Raw genomic sequence first — 23,822 nt, forward strand, 5'->3', positions numbered from 1 at the left:
TCCTGAACCTACAGAGATTATAAAAAATGATATCCCTAATATTCCAAATACCACCAAACTTTCTATTTTTTATTTAATATTCTGAAAAATATAAGAATTGAGTATATTATACATTTTTAAAAAACGACAAAAGTGTGATTGAAATCACACCTATTTTTTTCCAGTTAACCAAAAGGTATGACATTAACCTCCTTTAGTTACCAATTAATAACAAAAATCATTACTTGACTCATAAAAAATTACTCAACAGCTTAATTTGATAAATATTACATTTTTATAAATAAGTAAAAAGTATTATAAAAAATATGCAAATAGAATTACTTGACAATAATATTTCTTTAGTTTGTCTCAACAACTATAAAATGAAAATGCGGTCAATTCTCTTATTTAATGACTCTAAATTATGGGAAATTTAACGATAAGGACAGCATTTATGAATGCTCCTAATGTCTGTTTAGTCGCTAACAAAGCATTACATTTTTGCTACAGGAGAACGAGAGCTGAAGACCTTACTTCTCTTCGGATTTTCTTTTATTCCAATAACTGAACTGGGCATTGGTTGGTAGATATCGAGAAATGTTTTATGAAAATATAGGTAGAATAAACTGAAGAAAATAAGTTATTGTAGTTTTAAAATAAAGTTTGATAATTTGTAAAAAAGATTGATTATTTGTAATAAAGTTTGATCAAAAATTCTGTTGGAAGGGTAGCAGGATTTTTTTCTTATTCCAGAAAAGGGCGCGATGATCTAACATCGCGCTTTTATTATGTTTAAAAAAGTTGTTGTAAGGTTTAAATAGTTTTGAAATAATTGGTATTAAGCTAAAGGGCAGATTAATGGAATATTCAAAACTTATATAATTTGGTTTTCGTCAAATTAAGGATGAATTCAACTCAAAGTAATTTAATTTTAAAAATCTCAATAGTTATGAAAATAGGAGAAATTATGAAAAGGTTGGTTATTATTACAGTAGGTAAAACCCATAGTGGAAAAACTACCTTCGCAAAAGCTTTAGAAAGTAAGTTAAACAATTCATTAATAATGGACCAAGATAATAATGCTGAATTTTTAAATACATATTATAAGAATCTATTACCAAAACAAGGACCTAACATTCTAAAGCATTCTATATCAAAGGTAATTGTTGATTATGCTAAAGAACAAACAGACTTTCATATTATTGCGAGTAGTGCTAATCGTACTAGAAAAGGGAGAAAGTATTTGCTGGAAGAAATATATGATAAGGATGCGTTTGTAAGTATCTTGGTTCATTTTGATATTCCTGATGAAGTTCTTCATGAAAGAGTAACTAAAAGTCAACGAAGTACCAATATACTAAGGGGGACTTATTCTAGCTTTGAGGAAGTGCTTGTTAGTCAACAGAGTGGTTCTATGAATAAGGATGTTGTGGACCCAGAAGAAGGGGAAGCAGATTATTTATTTGTGATAAGAGATAATAAGGAAGTTGATTCTGTAATTAAGGAAATCGTTCATATAGCTAAAAGTTAATGGTTCATTTCCATCCTAATGTTAAGTTAACGGAGGGAGTTAGTTGAAGATGGGATCAAAATAAGACCTACGATTTTAGATATGTCTAATATGTGTAGTCCCTCAAGTGTCAACTGTTTCACTTTCCTAACCTAAATATAACATTGGTTATACCCCTACATGCGAGATAATGATGGAGATGGGATGGTGGGAGAGTAATAGAGAATCCCTATGCTCAATTGTTCCTCCTATCACAGTAAAACAAGCAAATGCATTATCTGTTTTATTTAAGAGTCAACCAAATTTATGGTGAAAATAATAAGTAGTAAATCGACAAATCAATAAGTATTTTTGAAAAGTTCATAAAAATAAGTGATAGGTAATGAATATGAAAAAGTTTGAAGTTGACTGTAATTTTAATTATAAAAATCCAGACATTCCAGTATTATCCAAAGAGTAAGTGGAAATTTTTAACTTGAAACTAAATGACCGTGTAGCAGTATACCAAGATGATGATGCATGGGTAGGTACGGTAGTATTGGATGATAAATTACCTTTAATGTATCAATGGTATGTTAGATTAGATTGAACTTTTTATGAAGACAACCTCAGTTTAATATAAATGAGGTTGTCTTCTTTTCTTATAGATGAGATCAAAGCGTATTGTAACTCTCAAGGATACACGCTTTTATGCTTGTTTAATGCGAGGGTATCACAGTTCTTCTAAAGCGGACGAAGAAGTTTAGAATTGGACAAATTAGGCTTTCGGAAGATGCAGAAGTAGTATCTTGCGTACCATGAGATGAATTATGTTGTCATGCTGAACACAAGCCGTTAATTTATGATAGTAAATTTCTTGCTTAATAAAGTGTAGTAACATCACTTAGGTAAGGGTTACGCAGCATTGTAAAAAAGTAAGTAATTCTTGTAAAACAAGACAAATGTCCTTCTAGTTCTCCACTAATTTATATTTTAATGAAGATATGAATTGATTTATAGGGAGTGTATTTGATGAAAGGTATATTATTCTCATTAGTTAGGGTGGTTTGGTTTCGAAAGTATTCCTTTTACTTTTAATAAATTATTAGGTATTAGTATTATGATGATAGGCATATTACTATTCAAACTAAAAAGTCATTCATTTGTATAAAAAATTATGACCATACTATTTCAATTCCAGTTTTTCTTTGGAATTGAGATAGTTAGCCTAGAAAATTTTAAGTGTCATTTTAGCTAATTTGTAAAAAAACAGGGTGGGTAATAGAACCATATGTCCTTCGAACAAGGAAGGAATTATGCTAAGATATTCAGCAATTGGACGGAGTTTATCAAATAACAAAGGTAAGAATTGGTCAGGTTTCTAATATAATCCATAATATTATGGATTATAATAATCTTTTAATAGAGACTATAGTAAGGTTTGTAAGACGTATTTAATCAAACTTTATTCTAAACCAACACTTTGAGAAAACCATCTAAATTTCCAGCTATTTAGACATTAAATTAGATGTATTGTAAGTAATTTTGCGGTAGTTACTAGCAATATGAGGAATGAGCAAATATTTCCGGGGAGATGATAAGGGGATTATGTCAGATGATGAAAAAATAGTGATAAAATCAGCGATTTTCCATCCGTTCACCTCGGAATGATAAGAAAGCTGTTTTGGAAGAAGCGTACGACCCAATTGCTGCATAACCATAAAACCAGCCCATAAATACTCCTGCAACAAGGTTATCACGATGACTAATAAAAATAGATATACTTAATCCTAAAAAGACAGCAATAAAAGGTATATATTTTTTAGGGGGTTTCAACATTATTTTTAGTAGCTGTGTAATTACAATGATTAAAGGAATGGCTATAACAGCATCCCAAAAATTAGTGTGAATAATGGGGAAATCCATATAAAAAACACTCCCTTCTATTATCAATTTCCCCTATTTCTCCATTTTCATTCAAGGTGGATTTCAGCTTATAAATATGAAAAATTAAACGAGTACGGATATTTCCGTACTCGTTTGTTAAGTAGCTTTATTCATCTTCCCCAATTATTCGTACTTCACGCTCGAGGTGGACATTATATTTTTCTTTGACAGTTTTTTGAACATGTTCAATTAATGAGATGTATTCAGAAGCTGTAGCATTATTTTTATTAACAATGAAGCCTGCGTGTTTCGTAGACACTTCTGCACCGCCAATACTTTTTCCTTGAAGGTCACTATCTTGAATCAGTTTTCCAGCGAAATAACCTGGTGGTCGTTTGAAAACAGAGCCACATGATGGATATTCAAGTGGTTGTTTAGACTCACGTTTAAAGGTTAAGTCATCCATTATGGCTTTTATATCATGGTAATTTCCATGCTTTAGTTCAAAAGTAGCTTCTAGTACAATATCTCCCTTTTCTGCAATGTTACTATAACGATAATCAAGGTTTAATTCACTTGCTTGTCGAGTTATAATATCGCCATTTTGGGTGACTACTATGGTTTGTGACAGTACATCACGAATTTCTCCGCCATAGGCACCTGCATTCATAAATAGAGCTCCACCAACTGTTCCGGGAATTCCGCAAGCGAATTCAAGCCCAGTCAATTGATGTTCAAGTGCATAGCGAGAAGCTTCAATAATGGCTGCGCCACTTTGAATCGTTAATTTCGTTCCATTAACTTCCATTTTTTGTAATTCACTCAAGAGCATGACAACACCACGAATGCCCCCGTCTTTTACAATAAGGTTTGAACCGTTTCCTAGTAGAGTCAATGGGATTTTCTCTTTTTTCGCTACTTTTACAATGTTTGCGACTTCTTGGTATGTTTGTGGCTTGACGATAAAGTCCGCTTTTCCGCCTAGTTTTGTATAGGTATAGTTTCGTAGTAGTTCCTCACGTAAAATACGATCTTCTTGTAAAACCGTTCTTAAGGAATCGTAAATATTCATCATCATCATTCCTGTTAATATTTTTAGTTAACATTGAAGAAACTTTTCAATAATGTCATTATAGCACAATTAAGCTTCATATCCTTATCGATGATTACGATCATTTTCGTAGACAGTTTATGTGAAAAATAAGAAAAGGGAACCATTAATTTGATAGCTAGGTGAATAAAAGTAAAAAACGGTCAAAATCGTGAGAATAACAGGTTAATGTCAAGCATTCATACGTTAAATAAGCTTAAACTCAATCTTTTAAAAGAGTTGCTAAACGGTGGTGATGGTGTTGCAATGTTAAGGCAAGTTCACTGTAGATCTTGTGCAACTCTTGATAAAAAGTGTGGTTCTTCTCGTTCGGATAGTAGATTTTTTTTATTGGAATATGTTGCTTAATGTCATAATAAGAATCTACTTCTCCTAAAGCGATCAGAGCAGTCCAAGCCGCTCCCCAAGAGGAGCTTTGATGACTTTCTGGAACGAAAACATCTTCCCCGAATATATCTGCTAAAATTTGTAACCATACCGATGAGCGTGCGAAACCTCCACTTGCATAAAGTGAATGAGATTGAGATTTCAAGTTCTGACTAATGCTATATAAATTAAATATTACTCCTTCAAGCCCCGCCCGAAGGATATGTTGTTTTTGATGAGATGTGGTTAACCCTTGGAAACCTCCACGTATGTTCGAATCCCAATAAGGAGCGCGTTCTCCGTTCAGAAAAGGTAAAAAGAGAAGCCCATCCGAGCCAGGGGGAGACGCTAATGCTAGTTCGTTCACTAAATCAAATTGATTGGGATGACCAATGGTCTCAAGTATCCATTTAAGTACATTCCCACCATTATTCGATGGTCCACCGATGACAGATAAATTTTGCGAAAAGCGGTAGCAAAATACCTCTTGGGAAGTAGTTGTTATTTGTGGTTCTTTTGATAATTTCCTGATTGCACCACTTGTCCCAATTGTAATCGCTATATCATTTTCTGCTATTGCCCCTACGCCAATATTTGCAAGTGGTCCATCACTTCCACCAATGATAAAGGGGGTATCTATATGTAATCCTAATTCTTGTGCAACCACAGAATACATCCCTTGAAAGATTGTTGTCTCAGCAACGGGTAAGGAAAGCTGTTCCTTCTTTATTCCAGCGAGATGCAAAGCATCCTCTTCCCACTGAAGAGAATGTATATTAAATAACCCAGTGGCAGATGCAACAGAATAATCTACTGCTGTTTTACCAAACCATTTATGTAAAATGAATTCTTTAATTGAAATAAATTTAGCTGCATGTGTATACGGTTCATATTCATTTTCTTTCATCCATAGTAGCTTTACGAATGGAGACATCGGATGAATTGGCGTTCCAGTTTTTTTATATAGATTAGATTGGTCTTGAAGTTTTGCTGCTTGAGGTGCACAACGCATGTCAGCCCACGTTAACATCGGTGAAATAGCTTCATGTTGTTCATTCACACATATTAACGAATGCATGGCAGTAGACATCCCAATGCCGATTAATTTCTCTGGCGATAATTGGCTATGTTCGACTACTTTTTTTATCGCCTTAATCGCTGCTCGTTCAATTTCATTAGGGTTTTGTTCTGCCCATCCCGGTTTAGGGTGAAATAGGGAATAGGCAACTTCGTATTCACCATATACATTTCCCGTAAAGTCATAAAGTAAAGCTTTACTGCTAGTCGTTCCAATATCTAAGCCCATTACAAATGTTTTCTTCACAATACTGCTCCTCTACATTTTTTTCACAGATATGGCTTCGCGCATTTTTTGTAGCGATTCCTTTGCCACTTCTTTCTGCCTCATCATAAGATTGACGTAAAGCGCATCCACGATGGATAACTGCCCAATTCTTGATGCAAGTGCTTCAGAGCGATAATCTGTTTCTGCTGATAAAGTGTAAAGGGATATATCGACGCTCTTACTCAACGGGGATTTCGCCAAATTTGTTATAGCTATAGTTGGTACATGGTGTTTTTTGGCAACATCTAAAACGGCTAATAAATCTTTATTCGTTCCAGAATGGGAAATAAAGACAATGGCATCCCTCTCGGTTAGTTGAGAGGCAGAAATGATTTGCATATGAGAATCATTATATGCGGTGGTAGACATCCCAGTACGTAAAAACTTATGATGGGCATCCATGGCGACAAAACCAGATCCTCCAGTGCCATAAAATTCAATTCGGCGTGCGTTTAATAATAGCTCCACCGCATTCGTAAACGATTGTTCATCTAATATCTTCATGGATTCTTCAAGAGTCCTAATATTAGAACGGAATACTTTTTGAGCCACCTTTTTTTCGGAGTCCCCTTCATCAATGGTTTCATGAATATCTTGAATGGGTGTTACAAGCTCAGCAGCAAGAGAGATTTTCATTGCTTGATAGCCTTTGAAGCCAAGTCTTTTGCAAAAACGAAAGACGGTTGCATCAGCCACCTTTAAATCCTCGGCAACCTGGCTGATTGTTGAATGAACAATTTGCTCGGGGGATTTTAAAATATAATCGGCAATCACTTTTTCCTTTACGCTAAATTGTGGGTAAAACGAACGGATTCTAGGTAAGCACTGTTCCTGAGACAACGAAATCCCTCCTAATATGTAATAGATATTAAAGATATTTTAACTTAGACAAAATAATAAGAGAATATTTTTTCATAAACCAAGCGAGAAATTTTATTTCGTACTATAATATATACATTGAAATTTTTTTTATTCAGGAGGAGAAGATCGAATGCTTAAGCAAAATATTGGTGTCGTTGGCGTCGGTGTGATGGGGAAAAGCTTAGCCTTAAATTTTGAAAGTAGAGGATATTATGTTTCTTTATTTGACTTATCAAAAGATCGAATTCAAAACATATTATCTGAGAACAAAGGAAAGAATCTTACGGGTACCAATACGATTGAGCAATTTGTTCAATCACTTGAAAAACCTCGTAAGATCCTATTAATGGTGACAGCAGGAGATATTACGGATAAAGCCATCCAATCACTAGTGCCTCATCTTGAACCAGGTGATATCTTGATTGATGGGGGTAACACTTATTATGAAGATACTATTCGTCGCCATAAGGAGCTTGCCTCTAAAGAAATTCATTTTATTGGAGCAGGTATTTCAGGCGGAGAAGAAGGGGCTCTTTATGGGCCAGCGATTATGCCAAGTGGTGATAAAGCAGCCTATAATGAAGTTGAACCATTGTTAACAGCAATCTCTGCAAAAGTTAATGGCGATCCATGTAGCACATACATCGGTCCTGACGGCTCTGGTCATTATGTCAAAATGGTTCACAATGGTATTGAGTATAGTGATATGCAACTAATTTGTGAAGCTTATTATTTAATGAAAAATGTTCTAGGCTTAAGTGCGCCAGAACTACATGAAATTTTTAAAGAATGGAATAAAGGTGAGCTTGATAGTTATCTAATCGAAATTACAGCAGATATCTTTACGAAAATCGATGAAGAAACTGGCAAGCCGCTTGTTGACCTCATATTAGATACAGCTGGTCAAAAAGGAACTGGAAAATGGACAAGCATTAGTTCACTTGGGCTCGGTGTCCCGCTTTCCATTATTACCGAATCTGTATTTGCTCGCTTTATTTCAGCAATGAAAGAAGAACGTGTGAAAGCAAGTAAAGTGCTGAAAGGACCGAACACAACTTTTACTGGAGATAAGGAGGAATTTATTGAATTTATAAGACAAGCCTTATATTTAAGTAAAATATGTTCGTATGCTCAAGGATTTGCTCAATTACAATCAGCTTCAAACGAGTATAACTGGGATTTAAAACCTGGTGAAATTGCGATGATTTTCAGAGGAGGCTGCATCATTCGTGCTGGTTTCTTAGAAAACATCAAGGTTGCTTACGATCGTAATGTTGATTTAAGTAATTTATTACTTGATCCATACTTTAAAGAAATCGTCGAATCATATCAGCATTCTGCTCGTGAAGTAGTTGCTACAGCAATCAAGTTGGGTGTGCCTGTTCCAGGGCTTGCAAGTGCGTTAGCATATTATGATAGTTATCGTTCTGAATCGTTACCAGCTAACCTTTTACAAGCACAGCGTGATTATTTTGGAGCTCATACGTATCAACGTATAGATAAAAAGGGTGTGTTCCATACAAACTGGTTAGAAAAGTAAGAGTAAAGTGAAAAGAAATATGAAAAAACTAGGTGAGGTTACTCTCCCCTAGTTTTTTTGATTAAAAAAGGTCTTAATCAAACGTTTGTTTAAGACAGAATTTGTAAGGGTCTCCTTGCTGAATAGTTGTTCATGAATAGATACCATTCGAATCTTTTATTGTGTGTAGTTCATTTTTGCTTGTTTTTTATAAAGGTGGATAGAAGTAAACATGGTAATAATGAAAAAATAAATGCCGTAGATCAAAATAGATGTCCATTGATCTCCTTCAAATACACTCCCAGCAAATGTGAAAGTAATAATGGCTGGGATTTTTCCTAGTAGCGTTGCAAAGAAAAAAATAGATGGTTTTACCTTACTTAAACCAGAAACAATGTTCACTGCAGGGGAAGGAATAACAGGTATTAAGCGGGCAAATAAAATTCCGAAGAAAGCATTCTTCTCAAAAAAATGTTCATATTCTTCAACTTTTGGGTATTTTTTCAATGAACCTTGTGCCCAATCGCGGAATCCACTACGGGAAAGGTAGAACATAAAGGTTGATCCAATTAGAACCCCTGTTAGTGAAATCAAAGTGCCTCCAATTAATCCGAAAACTGAGCCAATAATTCCCGCTAATGCAGGATAAGGTATGATAGGAAAAAAGACGACAAGGGAGACAAAGCAAACACTCACTAAAATAGCCATTAATCCACCTGTATGAATCCACTCTAGTAAAGAATCCTTTTGAATAAAAAATAGGATGAGAAGAGTTAGTGTAAGAATAATGGATACAAAAACCTTCACGGAATCACCTCCAGTTTGTAGGTTAAAAAAAACCTTGATGAAAGCATCAAGGTTTTGAACAGCATAAATCTTATATATTGAGCTTCCCTTTATTTTGATATAAATACAACACTAAGCCTCCACTTAATAATACCATACCTAATAAAAGTATACTCATTGTATTTGTAGCAGTATCGGGTAGCATAGAGATGTCAAGAGGAAGAAGACTCTCGGAGGGTTCGTCAACATAAAACAAAAATTCGACTTCAACCTCTAACCCTTGAAATTCATTTCCTAGATAGGATGGGAAATCAATCTTAAAAGTGATCTCTTCATCTGCTGATTTTAGTAAATTTCTCAACGGAAACCCTTCAAAATGAGAGAGGTTTCCACTGTATAGTTCCTTTTTTTCGTCAGAAATAACTATTTGTAATTCGTTATACAATTCTTTTGAACCAGCGTTTCTTTTTGTAGACATGGAATAATTAAAATCTTGTTTTCCATTATTGTGAATAGTTATCGTTCTTGTCGCCCAATCTCCAGGTTTCATATTAGTTATGTTAAAAAGTATGTTAGTGGGAGAGGATGCAATGTCTATTTCTTTTATTTGCTGATTTGGAAACGCTTTGACCGATCCATTTGAAAAAAGACAGAGAAAAACAACACTAATTAAAATAAAGAATGAATATCTTCCTTTCATTACATGCACATCCTTATCAGATTCCACAAGATCATAAGGCATTGTTTTTTTGGGGCTTTTCTTCTTTTGTTGTTAAGTCAATTTGTGAGAGTGTCCGCCATATGGAAACGACAGAGTAAAGTAATAATAATATTCCAGGGATGATGAGTAGAAAGGCACCATTTTTTGAGTTGATGGAGCTCATTAAATAACCGACATAAGGTACGGTAATTCCTGTATATTCTGCAACGATATTATTAGAAGGGACAAGGTCTAAATCCTCTGTTTTATTATTATCCCCTTTTGTTCGATACATGACTTGATCGTTTTGTTTAACTACCTCCACAATTCTGTGGGTAACAAGCATGTCCTGTTCTTTCTTAAACGTGATGATGTCCCCGTCATGAAAGCGAGTTAAGTCTCCACCAGGTTTTACGGCAATAATTGAACCTGTTTTAATATCTGGTTCCATCGAACCAGAAAGAACAGTTTTGATTTGATAACCAAATATTTGCGGTTCTCCGCCTGATAATTTGGAAGAGACGGCGACAAATATCAGAGTGATAAATACGATAAATAGTATAGTGGTGATACTTGCACTAATAATTTTTTTAAAATAGTTGAACACCATGTTTATTCTCCTTCCAGTGTGGGTGTCTGTTCGGGATGGTTTAATTCTTCATTAGAAGCTCTCGTTTCTTGTTTTTCACTTATAATAGAAGGGTTTTGTTGATCATTAGTAGTAGCAGTAGTGGTTTCAGCATTATTATTACTTTCTTCATTAGTCATTTCGGATTTTTGTTCGGGTTCACTAGTATAAAAATTCTGATTTTCCTCTAGTTGATTTTCTGATTCAACTGATTGATCGTTTTGTGCTTCTGCTTCATAGCTTTGTAATGGATGTGCTGTTTTATCTGAATCCTTGCATATAACCGTTATGGTTGAACTCCATAAATCATGCCTAGTATTCTCTTTATTCCCATGACCAGGTCGTTGAAGGGCTCTGAATTTGTAATGACCAGGATCACTAATTTCTTGAGTTAAGGTAGTCTTTTGTTCGGATGTGATAGGTGGAATAGTGCCACTAGCAATTTTTATTCCTTTTTTAGGGTTTCCTTTTTTTGTATAATACACTTCGTATTCAGAAGGCCCCTCCATATCACTTCCACCATTTTTGATTGTTGCTGAAATGTTTCCAGAAGTGCACAGTTCGATTACAATCTCTTGATTGTCAGGCTTATCTTCGGTAGAGGATGTAAATACTAATGAACTTTTATCCCATTGCGAAGAAATAACCTCCCATGTTCCGGCTTTAATGGAACCAATTGTTTGTTCATAATCATTAAAATAGGCGTTCGTTGATGAAACTAAGTATGAAGTAGTAAGGAAAGATAGATATAAAATAGCCATAAGTTTAATGGAGACCTTTTGCTTCCAAGACATGTATTTATATGTTTTTTTTCCTGAATGGCGTATAGTAACCACTTCCTTTTCTTAATCTATAAAATTAACTTTGTTCAAATAATAAAAAATTTTGTATTATCTGAACAAAGTTAACAGGAATGTAATAGAAAGGTGGGCTCCACCTTTCTATTACGTATGATAGTTTATTTTGCTTCCCCTTCACCTTGCATCGCTTCAAATGTCCACTTAAGTTCTAAAGAGTCACCTTGGAACTCATTTTGGTCTTCATTATTTTCTACAAATTCAAATTGAACCCAGAATTTATCAGATGTACCAGCTGCGAGATTTCCTCCTCTTTCATGGAACCATGGGGTAAAGATGTTTCCTTTAATGACATCAGGGCTCATGGACTTAAGTTCTGAAAGTGTTGTAGAGAAAACGGGTACATCATGTTTATCAGCATTTACAAGGAAGTTTACACGGATGTGATCTCCGAAATCATTCACATTATCCCCTTTAGCATCTATTACTGTGTAATCTGTTAATAAGTCAATTGAAGCAATGTCTAAACTTCCATCATTCATTAAATCGAAGCTACGAAGCATTGTGTCTCCTGGTTTAATATTTGTAACATCAATGATTGTAGTTGGAGCCGCATTTAGATCTAAAGTACCGGCAGCAAAAGTAGAGTTTGTTTCGACGCTATCACTAAAGTATGCATATGTACCTCCACCAATTAGTGATAAACCTAATGCTGCTGATGCCACACCTAAACCTAATTTTTTCTTAATTCCCATTTCGAATTCCTCCTAATAATACCATTTTTTGTCTAATATAGAGAATTTTTCGTTCTCTATAAAGAACTTACAATTGAAGTATATGAGATTTGACCTATTTTGAAAATGCTCAAATATAGGCAGAATTTCGCTAAAACGAACAAAAATCGTATTAATTCTCCTGAATTCTTTCATTTTCTTACTATTTTTTATTATTTTTTTTAGAAAAACAACATTATTGAGAACAAAAAGGTTTGAGAAGAATAGGTCATTATGAGTATTTTATAAAGGGTATTAAGTATTGTGATATTGCTTTATACGCTCTGTTACAGACAGAAAATAGGTAATTTTATTTATCTTCCAGTAGATTCTTATCTTATCCTCATGTAAAATACAATTATGTTCTTTATTAAGAACGAAAAATAGGATGGTGCGACTGTAGATCAATCGATGTAATAGGTAATAACGATTATATTCTTCTCCTTAATGGTTGAAACCAAAGGAAGATAAATAGATGAACGGAAATAAATTCTAGTTTGAAGTGGGAGGTAGCGTAATGAGAACGAAATGGTTAAAGGTCATAAGTTATGGTTTAATACTGTTTGGGATAGCTATTATTTTATTTTCACTTTTCCGAATATTCGAACAAAAAAATTCCGTACAAGAGTCACTAAAAGTTGCCAAAGCCGCAATAGTCAATGACTCAAGCATACAAAGAGAAGAAGGGGAAACCTTAAATTCACCAGCTCAATATAATTTCAAACAAGGAGATATTATAGGATTATTGCAAATTCCTAAGTTAGAAAGGGAACTACCCATTATTGAGGGAGTAGATGGAGAGGAGTTAAAACGTGGTGTAGGCCATTATGCTGGGACAATGTTACCGAATCAATCTAACCAAATATTTTTGGCGGGACATAGAGATACTGCTTTTCGAGACATGGGGGATTTAGAGAGAGGAGACCTCCTCACCATTGTGTTGTCAACAGAAGCGTTTACCTATAAAATTTTTGATATGTATATTGTGAACAAGTATGATGTTTCTGTTATACGATCAACAAGTCCAAGGGAGATTCTTACTTTATCCACATGTTATCCCTTCACTGCTATTGGTTCCTCTGAAGAACGGTACATTATTGAAGCGGAACGAGTGTTAGAATAAATAATACAGGATGTTCTATTGACTTAAATAAATACTATTAACGAAAAGCGTAAACATACGTTAATGGTAGTAAATTGAAGCGAACGGTGTAGATGTTGAAAATGACTATGATGAGTAAATGTTTTATTTAAGGAGATAGGAGCATTGATTCGGTTTGTTTCTTATTAGGCTAATAGATCATTAATCGTTAGGTGGACAATAATATGAAATGAGGGGTAAAGGTGAAGAAGGAAGTTATCAATTCAGAAGAGTATTTTAGTGAAAAGAAGTTTTGGACAAAGCTAAAAAGGTATAGCAAGAAAGCAGGAGCATCTGTTGTATATGCGGCCTTGCTTTTATACTACACATTGCAAAAGCCGGAGGTTCCTAAAAAGGTAAAAGCAACGATTATTGCTGCGCTAGGTTACTTCATTTTACCAACGGACTTAATTCCTGACTTGTTAATAGGAATAGGCTATACAGATGACCTTGGCGCACTTAGTGTAGCTCTCGTTCAAGTAGCAATATATATGGATGATGAAGTAAAGGGAAAAGCAAAAATAAAGCTGGAAGAGTGGTTTGGAAGAGGTGTAGATACATCTCAAGTTGACAAAAAAATAGAGCATGAATAATAACGTTCGGTGACATGCTAGGAATTATTTTCACGTATTTCTATAGAAATTGATTATTCAGCAGGAGAAGAACGTTAATACTATATAAATTGTTTTTCGATTGAAGGGTTATTATATTAATCGTTGCTCACACTAAAGACCATTAGAAAATATAAAGTCGGTTTATTCTAGACACTACCCTTTGGCAAATGGCTAAAATTCAGAGTGCATTTCTGTTAAACAGGTGTAGCTGTTGATTGAATAACCGGTTGAAGAGCATCTATACCATCTTAATGTATGCATACTTTAATTTAATTAGTATAAACTCAAATGGATGGACTGATAGAGGGATAATAGGAAAAGCGATGACAGGGCATCGCTTTTTGTCTGTTTAAATGGGTTAGTTGCAATAATAAAGAGTTCAGGTAAAAAAATGAAGTAAAACCAATTGTTAACTGGGTGTAAATCCCATATTGATGGTATGTAAATGAAATGGTAAGATAGATATAGAGCATACGTGATATAAAATTAGATTATGTCGAACTATTGATAAATGTGTAAGATTTTTCGGTAATACGTAACTATTTAGTTTGAAAAGGTAGATTAATAACTTTATAATATATTAAGGTTTATGTTCGTGATAAATTTTACAAAAACCTAATAGGTTAATTGATAATAAAATCATAATGACAAAATAATAGATCAAACATATGGGAGTGATACGATGAAGAAAATACTAACATACGGAACATATGATTTACTACATTGGGGTCATATTAATATTTTAAAACGTGCTAAAGAACTTGGTGACCATTTAACAGTTGCCGTTTCAACAGATGAATTTAATGAATTGAAAAATAAAAAAGCCTACCACAGCTTTGAAAATCGTAAGATGATCTTAGAGTCAATTCGATTTGTGGATGAAGTGATTCCAGAAAATCATTGGGAACAGAAAGTACAAGATGTTATTGACAACGATATTGATATTTTTGTTATGGGAGACGATTGGAAAGGTCAGTTTGATTTCCTTAAAGAACATTGTGAAGTGATTTATTTACCAAGAACGGTTGGAATTTCTACTACACAAATCAAAAAGGATTTATTAAAAGTTAATAATGCTTAGGGAACGGATTATAGAAATATACCTGTTCCTTTTTAGGGTTATTTTCAATTTATTCAGACCTTTTTCATTAAAAAAACGAATCGTTTTCTTATCTTCCTTTGGACATAATAACCAATATGTTTATGAGAGAATGAAAGCGATGAATGTTGAAGAGTGGGAAGTGATTTTCCTTCAAAAACCTTCTTGCTCTGTTGATTTTTATCAATATCAACAGGATAAAAATGTAAAAATTTTAAAGTTTGAAACATTTAATTTGTATCAAATGATAATGTCCATTTATTATTTATCCACATCAAAAAGGATTTTTATTGATAATTACTTCGGCTTTTTATCTGCTGTTACATTTAAAGCTGACGTTCAATGTGTTCAATTATGGCATGCAGCAGGTGCTATAAAAACGTTTGGTTTAAAGGATGAATCAGTACTGAATAGATCTGAAATTGCTAAGAAGCGATTTTTAAAAGTATATGCTAATTTTGATAAAGTTGTGGTCGGCTCTGATGCCTTTGCAGATATTTTTACGAAAGCGTTTAATCTTGCGCCAGAAAATATTCTGTATACTGGTATACCAAAAACCGATCTTTTTTTTAATGAGAAAAAGATGACGACTATTCGAAAACGTCTTTATAAAGAAAATGATCTGTTAAAAAATAAAAAAGTGATTTTATATGCTCCTACTTATAGAGACTATGAGTTGAATAATTTTTCTACAAAATTAGATATTCATAAAATGTATCAGGAATTAGGCGATGAATATAGGTTGATTATAAAGGCACATCCTGCGGTGAAGAATATGCAAGGTTTACAAAATTTATATCCAGAATTTGTTTTTGATTATTCCTACTATAAAGATATAAATGATTTATTACTTATAACCGATATATTAATATCTGATTATTCCTCTATTCCTTATGAATTTTCTCTATTAAAAAAGCCAATGATCTTTTACCCATATGATTTAGACCAATATACGAAGGATAGAGGGATTTGGTCTAAGTATGAAGAGATGGTACCTGGTCCAGTTTATTTTTCCACAAAAGAGATTATAGCATGTATTAAAGAGGGGAATTATAATATGGATCAAATCCAAAAATTTTCCTCTACATGGAATAGGTATTCAAATGGTCAATCCAGTGAAAACTTAATTAAAGAGCTTATTTTATAATAAGTCGAGTTCAGTTTTTAGGGGGTACTAAATAAATAGGGTATGTTAAGACTATCACGAGTAACAAAAGGGATACAATTAATGCCATAATGTATCAGGGCTTATGTCAAATTATTCAATTGTATTTAACATCTGATGTAATATAGGATAAGAAAATTGAATCTCTTGACCTCACATTCCAGGAAATCTTACTGCTCAGAGGGTTTTACTACCATTTATGACTGTAGAAGTGTTTGGGGAAATTGCTTTATGTGAAGGGTAAACAAAGCTTAGCTTACACCGGATTCGAAGGTGAGATTGGCCTTCATTCGCTTCAGCTTACAAAATTAAACAAAGGTCGATTAAAATTCAAAATAGGCATAAGGTCTCTTGGTCATTACGAGCAAACAGTTTATAGTACATCAATAAAAGTATCACCTGACCTCAGTGGCAACCAACTACCTAAACATATTATATTAAAAAGTAATGAAAAGAAATTTAAATTAACATTAAATGCAATGAAAAATATGCGGACCTTCTATATAATAACTGAAGAGAAGAACTTTAAAGCCTTCTTTAGAAATAGTAAGACAAAAAAACTATACAAACAGTTATTTGAAAAGGTTGGGATGCTTCCAGTAAAGAAAAATGTTATTATGTTTGAAAGCTACTTAGGAAAACAGTATAGTTGTAATCCTCGTATAATTTATGAATATATAAAAGAAAATTATCCAGGGTTTAAGTTGTATTGGAGTATTGAGAATAAATTTGAAAAGAATTCTGAAGGCAAAGGCATTAAGTATATTAAACGGTTCTCATTGAATTGGCTTTAATATAAGACAAGAGCGAATGATTGGGTCATCAATAGCCGTTTTCCACTATGGCTTGCCAAGCCTAGGCATATAACTTATTTGCAAACTTGGCATGGAACACCTCTAAAGCACTTAGCTGCATATATGGGAGAGGTTCATATGCTTGGAACAACTACACAAAAATATAAAATAAATTTTCTTAAAGAAGCAAAGAATGGGGACTATTTAGTTTCGCTAAGTAGTTATTCATCACAGATATTTCGACGTGCTTTTAATATAAAAACAAGATGGTAGAGTCGGGATACCCTCGTAATGATATACTTTATACTCATGATACCGAGGAAGTTGTTTTCGATTTTCTCCAATCACGAAGATATTCGTGAATTGTATTTAATTTCAAATTTGTTAGTAACTGATTATTCTTCAGTGCTTTTTGATTATGTAAATTTAAAAAGGCCAATGATATTCTATGCGTACGATATTGACCGTTATCAAAATAAGTTAAGAGGATTTTATTTTGACTTTGAAAATAAGGCTCAAGGACCGCTTGTTAAACAGACACCTGATGTTATTGAGGCCGTTAGAAATTATGAGCAGTATTCCTTTATAATGCCAAAGTCATTTGAAGATTTTTATCGAACATTTTGTTATTTAGAATCAGGTCATACTACCGAAAGAGTTGTATAGAAGGTCTTTTTAGGAAGGACCCGTAAATGAAATCTTTAATAAAAGTATTAAAAGAGCAAATAGATAGTTTTTATCTTATTACACGTTTATCTCTTTATGAAGCCAAAAGTACAAACAGTAATAATTATCTAGGTGTCTTTTGGGAAGTATTAAATCCGATGATACAAATTGGGATTTATTGGTTTGTCTTTGGGTATGGTCTTAGTACTAGAGATAATGTTGACGACGTTCCTTATCTCCCATGGATGCTGTCTGGGATTGTTGTTTGGTTTTTTATCCAGCCGGGTGTTCTATTAGCATCGAAGTCTATTTATACGAGAATCAAAACAATTGCAAGAATGAGCTTTCCAATGAGCGCAATTCCATCATTTGTGATTATCTCTAAAATATACTTTCATTTAATTTTACTTGGTATCATCATGATTATATTACAGTTTTACGGCTTCTTTGTAAGTGTGTATTATATACAACTACCATACATGTTGATTTGTACTTTATTTTTATTATTAGCGTTGGGGCTTATAACATCAACATTAGCAACAATCGTTAGAGATGTTCAAATGATTGTACAAGCTGTTATGAGAATGCTGCTTTATTTATCGGCAATTTTATGGCCACCAGAAATGATTGATAATCCAGTGGTTATAATGATCATGAAGATAAATCCATTTTATTATATAGTTGAAGGTTATAGAGCCTCTTTATTGGGAACATCGTGGTACTTCATAGAAGAAATTCAATATACTATCTACTTTTGGGTGTTAGTGTCTGTGTTATTATTGATTGGTTCAAGTATACATGTAAAATTTAGAAACAGATTTATCGATTTCTTATAAAATGGATGTGAGTTGACGTGAAGTCAGTTACTCTTCGAAATGTTACAAAAAAATATAAAATGTACAAGAAGACATCTGAGAAGATATTAGATATTTTATTACCAAGTGGGTATGGAGAAGATTTTTTTGCTGTTCGAAATGTTAGTTTTGAAGCAAATAAGGGCGATGTAATTGGAGTTGTTGGTGTAAATGGAGCGGGAAAATCTACTCTATCCAACATCATCTCAGGCATCGTACCTCCTACATCTGGTGATATCTATATTGAGGGACAGGCTTCCCTCATTGCTATTGCTTCTGGATTGAATAATCAGTTAACAGGTAGGGAGAATATTGAACTTAAACTTCTTATGCTTGGTTTTTCAAAGAAGGAAATTCAGGCATTAGAGAATGAGATTATCGAATTTGCAGAGCTTGGCTCTTTTATTGATCAGCCAGTGAAGAAATATTCAAGTGGTATGAAATCGAGGCTTGGATTTGCTATTTCTGTGAATATAAACCCAGATGTACTGGTTATCGATGAGGCATTGTCTGTAGGCGACCAGACGTTTGCAGATAAATGTTTTAATAAAATGAATGAATTTAAGGAAAAAGGAAAGACGATATTCTTTATTAGTCACTCTATGGGACAAGTTAAGAAATTTTGTGACAAAGCGATATGGATGGAATATGGTGAATTACGGTCATATGGAAGTATTGAAACGGTTTTGCCGGAATATGAACAATTCTTAAGAAAATATAAAGCCATGTCTGCAGATGAGAAAAAAGCATACAGAGATAGTGTAGCGAAAAAAAGAAGTACAGAGGTTGTAAAATAAAATACCGAGTGAACAGCATGATAAAAACCTACGGTGTGTCCGAAGGGTTCAGCTTGTAGACAAAATCTAAAAAAGTAGATCTTGTCTACAAGCTTTTTTAGATAGAGTGAAAAGTGGCAGTGGTTTTTTATCTATGTCTTGCTTATAAAATGCTTTCATCTATATTAAAGAGACTATACTTTATAGGACGTGACTGCATTTTTGTAAATACTCTCAAATTTTTTTGCTGCAAAATGATGTGAGTATTCTCTTTCAATTTTTTTACGTGCATTTTGAGCTAATTGTTTACCCTTTTGAGGTTGCGCTAGTAAATGATTGATCCATTGGGCTAAAGCATTAACATTCTTCTCCTCTACCAATATTCCGTCAGTTTCATGAGAAATAATCTCCTTCAATCCACCTACAGCCCCGGCAATAACGGGTGAACCTGATCCCATTGCTTCAAGAGCAGATATTGAAGTTGCTTCTTCTACCCCATGTGAATGAACACTTGGTACTAAAACGATGTCCGCAACTTCAAATAAATATTTCATCTTCTCATGTGGTACAGCTCCCAATAATTTAATATGGTCAGCAACCCCTTCACTCATGGAAAGTTTCTTTAGGTTAGCTAACTGTTCTCCCTCTCCAGCATAAACTAAGGTTGTATCGGGGTGAACCGCTAATACTTGATTAAGAGCGAGTAAAGGGTACTTCACCCCATTTTTTTCTGTTAATCGTCTTGGGACAAACAAGATTTTATGATGTTCTGGTATCGAATATTCTGTTTTTATGTCGCTATAACGTTGCCGAGCAGGGTTAAAGTCTTCGATATCAATGAAATTTTTAACGATGGTCACTTCTCTATTGGAAAGCTTCTTTATATAGTTACTTATTCTGCGGTCAACAGAGACCACATCTGTTGCTACTTTGTAGGCAATTTTCTCTTGTTTTTGAATATATTGATCCTCATCACTATGTTCTTGTATAGATCCACGACTTATTGCCTCAAATGAATAATAGCCGTGCACAGTCGAAACTGTTGGTAATCCACATTCAATAGAGGCCATAGTTGCAAAAATGTCTTGGGAGTTAATAACATCATAGTGTTGCTTTCTTTCCTTTAAATACGTTACTAATAGGTTTTTTCGACGTTGGTCATTCAACACCTGCCCCTTCCCCTTATGAATGATATTAAGAAAGAAGCCAGGAGCCTGTGCATACACCTTTCTTTTAACAGGATTAAAATCTGAAAAGGAGAGTACATCTACTTGATGACCTCTTTCTTCTAGTCCCTTCTTTAAGGTTGAAATGTGAGTAGATAATCCTCCTGCATGGGGGTATTCAAAGATAGTAGTAAACAAAATCTTCATGATATTGGCTCCTTTGTTCTTTTTTTAATTAATGGATTTATGTGTTCTATTTTTAAAAGTATACAGCTTATGAAATAGGTAGAAAAAATAACCAATGATACTAAAAATAATTCAAGGATAGGATGGAAGTCCAGAATCAATACCATTGCTCCTTTTCCAGCAACGTAAGATAAGCTGAACGTTGTCATAATTTGAAATGTACTTTTTATTATCTTCTTTGAAGGGATACCCCATTCTAAGTCTCTTTTTAAATAGAAGAACAAAATAAAACATTGAATGAACATAGACAAACTTGAAGCTAGGGCAATGCCACTCACATGCAATGATTTGGATAACAGGTAGCTTAAAATGATATTGAAGACAACAGCAATTAAGCAAGAATACATGGCAACTTTTGTTTTTTTCAATGCGTAAAAACAGTTCATTAAAAAGTCACGTAAAGCAAAGAACGCAAGTCCGATAGCGTAATAATAAAATGCACTGTTTGTTTTAAGCGTATCTTCTGTACTAAACGCACCTCTTTGGAAGACGATTTCGATAATTTTCACCCCGTCTACTATCATAACAACGATAAATGGAATGGACAGAAAGATGATAGTGTTCATCCCTTTGGTCATTAGGTGCAGAAATCGGTTCTTGCTCTCAAGTGCAAATTCAACAATTGATGGGTAGAGGACCGTGATTAAAGGGGCGAGAGTAATGCTTAAGGGCAACCATAATAATCGATACGCATAGTTCAAAGCGGACACACTACCTTGATCCAAGCTAGATGAGATCATTCTGTCGACAACGCTATTTAATTGCACAGCGACAGAAGCAATGATAATGGGGTAGAACATTGTCAGTGTTTTCAAGATTTTCTCTTTTTCTTTTTTAAACTGAAAATTAAATGTAATATTATATTTTGAAAAAGCAGGGTATTGGATGAAGAACTGACTGACAGAACCAATTAACACACCAATTGATAACCCTATAACACCATATTCTTTCGCCAAAATAATGGTTGAGATAATAATGACAACGTTTTGAGCGGTCGCCGTGAATGCGGGTAATAAAAACTTTTTATTTGCGTTTAATACTCCTGTTGCAATAGCAGTGAGGGTTAAAAAAAACATACTTGGCACCATTATTCGTGTTAGCTGAATGGCCAATGTAAGTTGTTCTTCAGTAAAACCAGGTGCCATTAAGTAAACAATCGGTTTAGTGAAAATTAATACCAAAATAATCATCATAATGCTGATAAGGAGAAAAAATGTACCTAATAGGCTCATAAAGTAGTCTGCATGAGTAGCGTTTTTCTCTTTTTCTTCAATATAAATGGGAATAATTCCAGCTTGAATAGCTGATCCTGTAGCAGTGAATAGAATGGTTGGAATTAAAAATGCAACAAAAAAAACGTCTGCTATGTTTGAAGCACCAAAATAAGCAGCAATAATGGCTTCTCTTCCAAACCCTAGAAGTTTACCTAATGCAGATATGAGAGTGACGAGCCCTACGGCTTTAAATACTTTAGAGAATTTCATCATATGAACCTCACTTACCCACGTTCCCTTCCATATGGAACAAGAGTCACTTCCTTATTAATTGGAATGACAATGAACAACCTACTTTAATATAATTCGAATAATAGTTGATTAAGGTTCCTTATTCTCTTTCATAAAGAGCCCTACGGCACTATAAAAATAGAGGGTGAAAATTTTCTCCTCTAATATATTATAAAACAGAGCTAATATAGTTGAACAAAGAAGTAATGCGAACATGACGTGCGCTATTTTCTCTGATTTTCTCCTTCGAAATTGCTGAAATAATAATAAGATAAACACTACAAAAAATAAAGAGCCGATAATTCCAGTTTGAACTAATAGTTGAATGTATTGATTATCTGTATACATCCCACTCTCTTGAGGAAGGTCGTATTGATCATAAATGGGTGATCCGTAGGCTAGTGTAGCAGAGTCGCCATAGGTGGCAAAGCCTGTCCCTATAACGGGGTGATCAGTAAAAATTTCTAACCCTTTGAATACTAAAAATAGCCGGCCCCATTCTGAACTCTTATTTATAATGTCCTCTGAAAAAACTTGGGTAAAGCGCTGTAAGAAGCCACCATTATCATCCTTCGTGAGTTCATTTCCTGTTTTAAGAGGTTTTTTCTCAGTTTGTTCACTATTATTTACGTTTGTTAATTTGGGTGTAACCAAAGTATTGACAGGATAGTAAATAAGTAAGCTACCAATAAGAATACTTAGTAATGCATTTCGAAAGACGTTCCAATCCTTGGATAATACGATAAAAAGTAGTCCAGCTATTGTAAAGGCAAGAATTGATCCTCGGGAATAGGTTAACAATGTAGTGCCAAGGAGTAATCCTGCAAGACATAAAAGCACAAAAGTATATTTTTTATATACGTTCATAGCGAATAACGTAATAAAGAATACAATTAGAAGAAAAGTTCCTAGTACATTAGGATTTCCTGTTAAGCCATAAATTCTCATTATATTTACGGAGGATAGTTCCCAGTTTATCCAGGCTTCCGGTAATAAGATGGTTCGATGAGATATTTTTTCGATTAATCCATGCAGAGCTAGAAAGGTCCCCATTAAGATGGATAACCACATGAGTCCATGTTTATCTCTTTCTGATAAAGTCATTGTAGAAAAAATGAAAACTAAAAAGAAAGTGATGAGAAGTGCCCGTAGCTCAAAAATAATGGCAACAAAGGATACTTCAGATAAAATGGCTGAAATTGAACCAATTAGTAAAAAGAGAAGAAAAGGGATGAACAATAGGTATTGATTTAAATGAGTTAATGGTTTTTTTCTTAATGAATAAAGTGCAAAAAATAATAATGTTAAAATGACAAAATCACCAGCATATTTTAATCCGGAATTGATTTCAATTAAAAAAGGTCGAATAGGGAAAAAGAAAAATAGAAAGTACAATCCATGTTTTGAATTTACAAAGGTGAGTAGAATAATTATAAGGGTTACTATAAAGCCGAAGAAACTCGAAGAAACAAGTATAGAAATGCTGATAGATAAAATCATTACTAATAGGGAGTATTTTTTTAATGTGTCCATGTTCGTCCCCTCTTTCAATTAA

General features: G+C 33.8%; 22 protein-coding genes and 1 pseudogene. 11 read left to right on the plus strand and 12 right to left on the minus strand.

The genetic code is table 11. The features are described 5' to 3' along the window. The first annotated feature begins 946 nt into the window (after positions 1-946). Positions 947-1,510: an ATP-binding protein gene (locus tag WAK64_RS10905; RefSeq protein ID WP_336587005.1), complete on the plus strand. Its 564-nt coding sequence runs from the start codon at positions 947-949 to the stop codon at positions 1,508-1,510. 1,596 nt (positions 1,511-3,106) lie between these two features. Here WAK64_RS10905 and WAK64_RS10910 read toward each other — a convergent pair. From WAK64_RS10910 to WAK64_RS10925, 4 genes are all read right to left on the minus strand, one after another. Further along, positions 3,107-3,394: a hypothetical protein gene (locus WAK64_RS10910; protein WP_336587006.1), complete on the minus strand. Its 288-nt coding sequence runs from the start codon at positions 3,392-3,394 to the stop codon at positions 3,107-3,109. Between the two features lie 127 nt (positions 3,395-3,521). Continuing rightward, positions 3,522-4,427: a UDP-N-acetylmuramate dehydrogenase gene (murB, locus tag WAK64_RS10915; protein WP_336587007.1), complete on the minus strand. Its 906-nt coding sequence runs from the start codon at positions 4,425-4,427 to the stop codon at positions 3,522-3,524. A 241-nt stretch (positions 4,428-4,668) separates the two neighbouring features. Further along, positions 4,669-6,156, minus strand: a complete 1,488-nt coding sequence (locus WAK64_RS10920; RefSeq protein ID WP_336587008.1) for a gluconokinase — start codon at positions 6,154-6,156, stop codon at positions 4,669-4,671. Between the two features lie 12 nt (positions 6,157-6,168). Further along, complete coding sequence (locus WAK64_RS10925) at positions 6,169-7,017, minus strand: MurR/RpiR family transcriptional regulator (RefSeq protein WP_336587009.1); 849 nt, start codon at positions 7,015-7,017, stop codon at positions 6,169-6,171. 151 nt (positions 7,018-7,168) lie between these two features. Here WAK64_RS10925 and gndA point away from each other — a divergent pair, with 151 nt between their 5' ends. Continuing rightward, the gene (gene gndA, locus WAK64_RS10930; RefSeq protein WP_336587010.1) at positions 7,169-8,578 is read left to right on the plus strand and encodes an NADP-dependent phosphogluconate dehydrogenase; all 1,410 of its coding nucleotides are present in this window, start codon (positions 7,169-7,171) and stop codon (positions 8,576-8,578) included. A 156-nt stretch (positions 8,579-8,734) separates the two neighbouring features. On the opposite strand, the gene WAK64_RS10935 is transcribed toward gndA, so the two are convergent. From WAK64_RS10935 to WAK64_RS10955, 5 genes are all read right to left on the minus strand, one after another. Further along, entirely contained in the window at positions 8,735-9,364 is a 630-nt protein-coding gene (locus WAK64_RS10935; RefSeq protein WP_336587011.1) for a TVP38/TMEM64 family protein, read from the minus strand. 70 nt (positions 9,365-9,434) lie between these two features. Further along, positions 9,435-10,043 carry a TasA family protein gene (locus WAK64_RS10940; protein WP_336587012.1) on the minus strand — a complete coding sequence of 203 codons (609 nt, stop codon included), beginning with the start codon at positions 10,041-10,043 and terminating at the stop codon, positions 9,435-9,437. A gap of 31 nt (positions 10,044-10,074) precedes the next feature. After that, positions 10,075-10,653, minus strand: a complete 579-nt coding sequence (gene sipW, locus WAK64_RS10945) for a signal peptidase I SipW (protein ID WP_336587013.1) — start codon at positions 10,651-10,653, stop codon at positions 10,075-10,077. Positions 10,654-10,655: 2 nt separating this feature from the next. Further along, positions 10,656-11,465 (minus strand): amyloid fiber anchoring/assembly protein TapA, encoded by an 810-nt coding sequence (tapA, locus tag WAK64_RS10950; RefSeq protein WP_336587158.1) that lies wholly within the window; start codon positions 11,463-11,465, stop codon positions 10,656-10,658. Between the two features lie 164 nt (positions 11,466-11,629). After that, entirely contained in the window at positions 11,630-12,223 is a 594-nt protein-coding gene (locus WAK64_RS10955; RefSeq protein WP_336587014.1) for a CalY family protein, read from the minus strand. A gap of 535 nt (positions 12,224-12,758) precedes the next feature. Between WAK64_RS10955 and WAK64_RS10960 the strand changes: the two genes are divergently transcribed. The 9 genes and pseudogenes from WAK64_RS10960 to tagH all read left to right on the plus strand — a co-directional run bounded on the left by WAK64_RS10960 (position 12,759) and on the right by tagH (position 19,371). Continuing rightward, positions 12,759-13,364 (plus strand): class D sortase, encoded by a 606-nt coding sequence (locus tag WAK64_RS10960; RefSeq protein ID WP_336587015.1) that lies wholly within the window; start codon positions 12,759-12,761, stop codon positions 13,362-13,364. Between the two features lie 221 nt (positions 13,365-13,585). Then, entirely contained in the window at positions 13,586-13,975 is a 390-nt protein-coding gene (locus WAK64_RS10965; RefSeq protein WP_336587016.1) for a YkvA family protein, read from the plus strand. 236 nt (positions 13,976-14,211) lie between these two features. Continuing rightward, positions 14,212-14,349 carry a hypothetical protein gene (locus WAK64_RS10970; RefSeq protein ID WP_336587017.1) on the plus strand — a complete coding sequence of 46 codons (138 nt, stop codon included), beginning with the start codon at positions 14,212-14,214 and terminating at the stop codon, positions 14,347-14,349. 329 nt (positions 14,350-14,678) lie between these two features. Then, positions 14,679-15,077: a glycerol-3-phosphate cytidylyltransferase gene (gene tagD / locus WAK64_RS10975; RefSeq protein WP_336587018.1), complete on the plus strand. Its 399-nt coding sequence runs from the start codon at positions 14,679-14,681 to the stop codon at positions 15,075-15,077. Then, positions 15,070-16,242, plus strand: a complete 1,173-nt coding sequence (locus WAK64_RS10980) for a CDP-glycerol glycerophosphotransferase family protein (RefSeq protein ID WP_336587019.1) — start codon at positions 15,070-15,072, stop codon at positions 16,240-16,242. The genes tagD and WAK64_RS10980 overlap by 8 nt, the downstream gene beginning before the upstream one ends. A 506-nt stretch (positions 16,243-16,748) precedes the next feature. Then, a pseudogene (locus WAK64_RS10985) lies at positions 16,749-17,327 on the plus strand (CDP-glycerol glycerophosphotransferase family protein). A gap of 18 nt (positions 17,328-17,345) precedes the next feature. Then, on the plus strand, positions 17,346-17,720 hold the full coding sequence (locus WAK64_RS10990; RefSeq protein WP_336587020.1) for a CDP-glycerol glycerophosphotransferase family protein: 375 nt from the start codon (positions 17,346-17,348) through the stop codon (positions 17,718-17,720). A 26-nt stretch (positions 17,721-17,746) separates the two neighbouring features. Further along, positions 17,747-18,556, plus strand: coding sequence for an ABC transporter permease (locus WAK64_RS10995; RefSeq protein WP_336587021.1), 810 nt, complete (start codon positions 17,747-17,749; stop codon positions 18,554-18,556). A gap of 17 nt (positions 18,557-18,573) precedes the next feature. Beyond that, entirely contained in the window at positions 18,574-19,371 is a 798-nt protein-coding gene (gene tagH, locus WAK64_RS11000) for a teichoic acids export ABC transporter ATP-binding subunit TagH (protein ID WP_336587022.1), read from the plus strand. Positions 19,372-19,544: 173 nt separating this feature from the next. On the opposite strand, the gene WAK64_RS11005 is transcribed toward tagH, so the two are convergent. The 3 genes from WAK64_RS11005 to WAK64_RS11015 all read right to left on the minus strand — a co-directional run bounded on the left by WAK64_RS11005 (position 19,545) and on the right by WAK64_RS11015 (position 23,800). After that, entirely contained in the window at positions 19,545-20,723 is a 1,179-nt protein-coding gene (locus WAK64_RS11005) for a glycosyltransferase family 4 protein (protein ID WP_336587023.1), read from the minus strand. Next, positions 20,720-22,249 carry a murein biosynthesis integral membrane protein MurJ gene (murJ, locus tag WAK64_RS11010; protein WP_336587024.1) on the minus strand — a complete coding sequence of 510 codons (1,530 nt, stop codon included), beginning with the start codon at positions 22,247-22,249 and terminating at the stop codon, positions 20,720-20,722. Before murJ ends, WAK64_RS11005 begins: the two co-directional genes overlap by 4 nt. A gap of 108 nt (positions 22,250-22,357) precedes the next feature. Next, positions 22,358-23,800 (minus strand): O-antigen ligase family protein, encoded by a 1,443-nt coding sequence (locus WAK64_RS11015; RefSeq protein WP_336587025.1) that lies wholly within the window; start codon positions 23,798-23,800, stop codon positions 22,358-22,360. Positions 23,801-23,822: the final 22 nt, after the last annotated feature.

The organism is Bacillus spongiae (genome assembly GCF_037120725.1).
GTDB lineage: Bacteria > Bacillota > Bacilli > Bacillales > Bacillaceae_K > Bacillus_CI > Bacillus_CI spongiae.